The 5278-nt window shown below is 68.4% G+C and carries 4 protein-coding genes and 2 pseudogenes; 1 reads left to right on the forward strand and 5 read right to left on the reverse strand.

Annotated elements, in window-relative coordinates; genetic code table 11:
• Positions 1-56: 56 nt before the first annotated feature.
• Both ABD120_RS25345 and ABD120_RS25350 read right to left on the reverse strand, forming a co-directional pair.
• Positions 57-1240: pseudogene (locus ABD120_RS25345) on the reverse strand (condensation domain-containing protein); the annotation flags it as partial.
• On the reverse strand, positions 1122-1640 hold the full coding sequence (locus ABD120_RS25350; protein ID WP_343952582.1) for a phosphopantetheine-binding protein: 519 nt from the start codon (positions 1638-1640) through the stop codon (positions 1122-1124). The gene ABD120_RS25350 and the pseudogene ABD120_RS25345, both read right to left, overlap by 119 nt.
• A gap of 121 nt (positions 1641-1761) precedes the next feature.
• Here ABD120_RS25350 and ABD120_RS25355 point away from each other — a divergent pair.
• A pseudogene (locus tag ABD120_RS25355) lies at positions 1762-2178 on the forward strand (transposase); the annotation flags it as partial.
• On the opposite strand, the gene ABD120_RS25360 reads toward ABD120_RS25355, so the two are convergent.
• The 3 genes from ABD120_RS25360 to ABD120_RS25370 all read right to left on the reverse strand — a co-directional run.
• Entirely contained in the window at positions 2161-3177 is a 1017-nt protein-coding gene (locus tag ABD120_RS25360) for a hypothetical protein (protein ID WP_343952555.1), read from the reverse strand. The pseudogene ABD120_RS25355 and the gene ABD120_RS25360 sit on opposite strands and share 18 nt — an antisense overlap.
• A 401-nt stretch (positions 3178-3578) precedes the next feature.
• The gene (locus tag ABD120_RS25365; protein WP_343952556.1) at positions 3579-4163 is read right to left on the reverse strand and encodes a fascin domain-containing protein; all 585 of its coding nucleotides are present in this window, start codon (positions 4161-4163) and stop codon (positions 3579-3581) included.
• Between the two features lie 253 nt (positions 4164-4416).
• Positions 4417-5278, reverse strand: an 862-nt coding sequence (locus ABD120_RS25370) for a winged helix-turn-helix domain-containing protein (protein ID WP_343952557.1), incomplete at its 5' end; no start/stop codon positions are given.

Below are 5278 nucleotides of genomic sequence, written 5' to 3' on the forward strand. Positions count from 1 at the left end.
CCTGCCGGGTTCACCAGCTGAGATCAATTACCGGGTCAACGTTCCGGGGCGGGCTACTAGGCGCGTTCGGCGGCGTCGAGCAGGTCGATGCGGCTGATCGGCAGGTCCGGTTCGGTGACCGCCTGCCCGAGCAGGCGGGTGAAGCGGGCGGCGAAGGCGCGGGCGCCGTCGCGGTCGAACAGGTCGGTGCTGTACTCCAGGAGGCCGTAGCCGCCGGTGTCGAGCCGCAGGGCCAAGTCGAGCGTGGCTGTGCCGGTGTGCACCAGGCGGGCCTCGGTGGCCTCCCGCACGTCGAGCATGACCTGGAACAGCGGGTGCCGGCCGCGGGCGCGGGCCGGGTTCAGCGCCTCGACCAGCCGATCGAAGGGCAGTTCCGGATGGTCGAAGGCGGCCAGGTCGGCCTGGCGTACCCGGTGCAAAAGGTCGGTGAGCTGGGATCGCCCGAAGTGTCTGCGCGCAGCACGAGGAGGTTGGCGAACGCGCCGACGGCTCCGGCCAACGCGCTGTCGTGGCGTCCGGAGACCGGGGTGCCTGTCGGGATGTCGGTGCCGGCGCCGAGCCGGGTCAGCAGGGCGGCGAGCGTGGCGTGCAGCACCATGAACGGGGAGGCGTGGCTGCGGCGGGCCAGGTCAAGGGTGCCGGTCCAGGTCTCGGGCGAGATCGCCACCGGCACGGTGTCGCCCGTGCCCGACGGCACGGCGGGCCGCGGCCGGTCGGTGGGCAGGGTGAGCCGCTCGGGCAGGCCCGCCAGGGCCTTGGTCCAATGCTCGCGGCCCGGCTCGCCGAGGTCGAGTTGCCAGAGCGTGTAGTCGGCGTACTGTACAGGCAGTGGGTCGAAGCCAGGGCTGTGCCCGGCGGCACGCGCGGCGTAGGCGGTCCGGACGTCGTGCACCAGCGGCCCCACCGACCAGGCGTCGGCGGCGATGTGGTGCACGACCAGCATGAGGATGTGCTCGTCGGTGCCCAGGCGCAGCAGGTGCGCGCGGAAGGGCGGCTCGCGGGTCAGGTCGAAGGCGCGGCGGGCGATGGTGCGCATAGCCGTCTCCGGCATGTCCGGCTGCCACATCGGCACCGCGACCGGCGCGGGCTGCCGCACCTCCTGATACGGCACACCGTCCCGGTCAGGGTAGACCGTGCGCAGGATCTCGTGCCGGGACACCACGTCGGCCATGGCCATGGACAGGGCCTTGCGGTCCATCGGCCCGCTGAGCCGTAGCGCGACAGGAAGGTTGTACGCCGGCCCGCCCCCGCCGCCGCGGTGCAGGAACCAGAGCCTGGACTGCGCCGACGACAGCGGCATCAGCTGCGGCCTGGGCCGGCAGCCGGGCGGCCAGCTCGGCGGGCGTCGGGCCGGAGAAGACCTCCTTGACCGGCAGCCGCACCCCGAAGCTCTCCCAAATGCGCCCGGCCAGCCGGTCGGCGAGCAGCGAGTGCCCGCCCAGATCGAAGAAGCTGTCACGCGGCCGGGCCGTGACGCCCAGCACCTCGGTGAACAGCTCGCACAGGGTCCGTTCGGCGGCCGAGCAGGGCTCGGTGTCGCGCCCGCCCGCGAGGAGAGGCGCGGGCAGGGCGGCGCGCTCCAGCTTGCCGCCGGGCGTGCGCGGCAGAGTGTCGAGTGCCACGATCGCCGCGGGGGCCATTGCGGCGGGCAGGTGTTCGGCGGCGTGCTTGCGCACAAGGTGCGGGTCTGGGGCTACGTCAAAGGGGTGAAACGTCCGCGACGGTGAACCCGGCGAAGACGGGACCGGGGACGGGGACGGGCGGCGGCGGGTACGACGTCGGTACCGGTTCCGGCTGAGGACGGCCGGGCTGGGCCGCTCGCGGGGCGGGCTGAGCAGCAAGGTGCATCTGTGGGCCGACCGTCGATGCAGTCCGCTGTCTTTCGTCCTGACCGCCGGTCAGGCCGGCGACAGCCCGCAGTTTCGGGCGGTGCTGGAGCGCATCAGGATCCGTCTGCCCGTGGGTCGTCCGCGGACCAGGCCGGGCGCGGTGGCCGCCGACAAGGCGTACTCCTCCCGCGGCAACCGCGCTTACCTGCGCCGACGCGGGATCAAGGCGGTCATCCCGGAGAAGGCCGACCAGGCGGCCGACCGCAAGAAGCGCGGCTCCTGCGGCGGCCGACCGGTCCGTCATGATCCCGATCTCTACTTCGAACAGGCTCTAGTTGCCGCACTGGTGGCAGCGGGGACGGGTGCGGTGGCCGTAGCTGAGAGCGGCGAACCCGAGAGCCACTCCCCACAGCCAGTACACGGTCACGGACACCCAGTAGAACGCGTCCGGCAGGCCCTTGCCGAAGCCGAGGTCGTTCGCACCGCTCAGCAGGGTTGCAACCATTTTGGTGAGGATCATGCCGAAGTACACGATCATCGCGATCGAGATGCCAGCGGCCGGGCCCAGCACCAGCCAGCGCGGCACCCGGCGACCGGCCAGGCCCGGCACCCAGCCGGGGAAGACCGTACCCCAGGCGTGGACCAGTGCCAACGGCAGCAACGTCCCCGAGAGGACGAACCCGATCTCGAACAACATCAGAGAGACACCGACTCCCAGTCCACCGGTGTCGAACCCCACCACGAGCTGGGCGACGATCCGTACGGCGCAGCCCGCAGTGGCCAGGTAGGCCGCTGCTCTCGCCCACATCGGCGTGTTCTCCGTCCGGGCAGTCACGCCGACACGCCCACAAGCCACGCAAGCGCCTCGCAGCCGCCTCGTGTGCGTCACAGCTACCGATGCCATCAGCGCTGCTCCCACCAGGCACGCGGTGCGGCTGAGGAAACCGAGCGGAAAGAACTGCACGCCTATGCCGGGCAGTAGTCCGCCCACCACGTCCAGCAGGAGCAGGGCGGCGGCCACGACCAGGAGCCCGCTCACCGCCCAGGCCCCGATCACCAGGGCCCGCCGCACCGCGGCCCGCTGCCCACCGCGCCCGAGTGCGAACGTGATCGCCGCCCCGGCCAGGCAGAGCACGATCGCCTTCCATCCGGAGAACACGATCAGGTCGACACCCACCGGCGACATCTGGGGCGGACTGGCGACGAACGCCCAGTACGCCTGGAGCATGCCGTACAGCAAAGACCACGCCAGCAGGGCACGCGGCGTCCACGAACTCCAGGTCGGCGACTGCTTCGCGGCGGCACTTCCGTCGCCGACCGCGGACGTTGACGGCTTCATCAAGCTCATGCCCAAGATCCTGCTGCCGCACCGTGGCAGGTACCTCCCGCCACAGAGCCAGCCTTCTCCCCCGCACGGGGGATCCATACCCGAGCTTCTGGCGCCTGCCTGCTGGACTCTGAGGCCAAGGCCTTCTCGACCGTGCGGAAGCCACACCAAGCGATCGCCCATCGGCCGCCATCACAGCGTCGTGCACCAGTTTCCCGCCAGCAGGGGGCCAGGGGCGTCAAGGGTTGATGCCGACTATGCACCGTTCCCGATCGTTACAGACAATGGCTCACTATCTCGATCGCCCTGCTTCACATCAAAGGGACTTTTCGTCCCATATCTCACAGCAGTCTGACAGAGAGGGCTCGCATCCAGCCTGCAACGATTTGGCCGCCGAGTCGAGGCCTCGGCAGCACCCGAAGCTATGGAGCGTAGTGGAGCGAATACTGCTCCCAGCTGTTGCATGCGGACCGGTTGGCACGCAGAACGTCACCTTCATCGTCCCTGGTGGACGCGTACGTGCTAGACGCCCTGGAGGAGATGCACCAGTACAACCCGTTGTCTGCCCCGCGCATGGTGAAGTTCTCCCAACTGTTGTAGGAGGACGAGTACGCCTGCATGAGATTGCCGTTGTTCAGCCGGTTGGAGACGAAGCGTCCTGCCGCAGCAGACCAGAAGGAATCATTGCCGGCGTTGTCGGTGCACCACCAGAGCTTCTCCCACGATCCTCGCTCCTCGCTGGTCGCGTACAGGCGGTTATTGTTGTTGAGGCGAACCGAGACCAGCTTCCCGGTCACCCGGGACCTCAGATTTATGTCGAGACAGGAGACTCCTGCCGCCTCGACGCTGTTCGCGTTGCCCGGCGACCTGCTCCCCGGCTGCGCCTTCGCCAGAAGCTCTTTCCTCGACGTGACCGGCGCATCGTCCGCGAACGCCGGGCCCGCGGACGACATGCCCGCTAACAGCGTCAGCCCGGCGGTGAGAACAACGAGTGTTCTGCGCATCATCTAATTCCCTCCACTGCTTCTGAGTGTTCCGAAATGCTCAGTACCCGAAGATCGGTGGCAAGTTCAGCCAGATACAAACAGAGACAGAACTCTGTCGATCGAACTCATGGTTCTCTTTCTCCCTGGCGGTTAGCTGAATGTGTACCTCTCGATGCCCCGGGTTTAGGGACGCTTTCTCCCAAGGCCAGGATCGGCGGGACGCCATCACCTGGTAAGGGTGTTTCGTTCACGCCCGAAAGACCGACGTCAACGCTTATCCAGATTCCTGCCTGAGTGAACGCGCAGCCCTCGCATCCGGCGATCCGCCGAGAAGCTCGGCACCCAGCGGGGTCGTGTGGTGAAGCACCAGGTTGGCGTGCCGGACGCTGACGATCAGGTCGGCTCGGCGCAGGACGTTCGCATGCTCACTGGCTGTCGACAATGAGACGCCTGTTCTGCTGGCCAGTTCGCTGGTGGTGCTGCCCGGTACCCGGTCGATGATGCTGAGGACCTCGGCTCGTGTCCGGCCCAGCAATGCCGCCAGGGCATCGCCTCCGGTGGCATTCTGTGCGGCGTGGCGGGGGGCGGGGTAGGCGAGCACGGGAGGGAGGACAGGGTCCACCAGGGCGACAGGGTTCGCTCGGCAGAAGTAGGAGGGGATCAGGGTCAGACCGCGCCCGCGGAGATGGATCTCCCGGCCGGCTCCCGCCGGGTAGTCGACCTCCAGCACGGGAGGACGCCAGCGCATCGCCGACGTCAGGTTGGCGAGCATTTGCTCGGTGCCGCCGATGAGGAGATGGCGTTGCATGATGGCGCGTTCTGTGGCTAGCGCACGGTCGGCCTCGGGCCAGTGGGGGGTGAGCACAGTACGGCAGTAGCCGGTTATGACATGTACGAGCCGGTGCATGGCTTCCGGGTTACCGCGTGCGAGATCCTCCAGCCCGGCCGAGGGTAGGCCGCTGCTGCGGCGCAAGATCTCCATCTCATGCCGGAGCCGTTGTCGCGGAGTATCCGACAATGCCTGGAATGCGGGCGTGTCTCCCAGTTGCGCTTGGATCGGGGTGAGGAAATCGGGGAAATACGGCCCTCGGGGAGCAAGTGGCAGCAGTGTGGCGCGTATAGATGGCAGTAGGCCG

This window comes from Nonomuraea longicatena (assembly GCF_039525605.1).
In the GTDB taxonomy this organism is placed as follows: domain Bacteria; phylum Actinomycetota; class Actinomycetes; order Streptosporangiales; family Streptosporangiaceae; genus Nonomuraea; species Nonomuraea longicatena.

Coding starts and splice junctions, on each gene's coding strand:
- ABD120_RS25360 (WP_343952555.1), bottom strand. CDS start 3,177: ATGAGCTTGATGAAGCCGTCAACGTCCGCGGTCGGCGACGGAAGTGCC.
- ABD120_RS25365 (WP_343952556.1), bottom strand. CDS start 4,163: ATGATGCGCAGAACACTCGTTGTTCTCACCGCCGGGCTGACGCTGTTA.
- ABD120_RS25350 (WP_343952582.1), bottom strand. CDS start 1,640: ATGGCCCCCGCGGCGATCGTGGCACTCGACACTCTGCCGCGCACGCCC.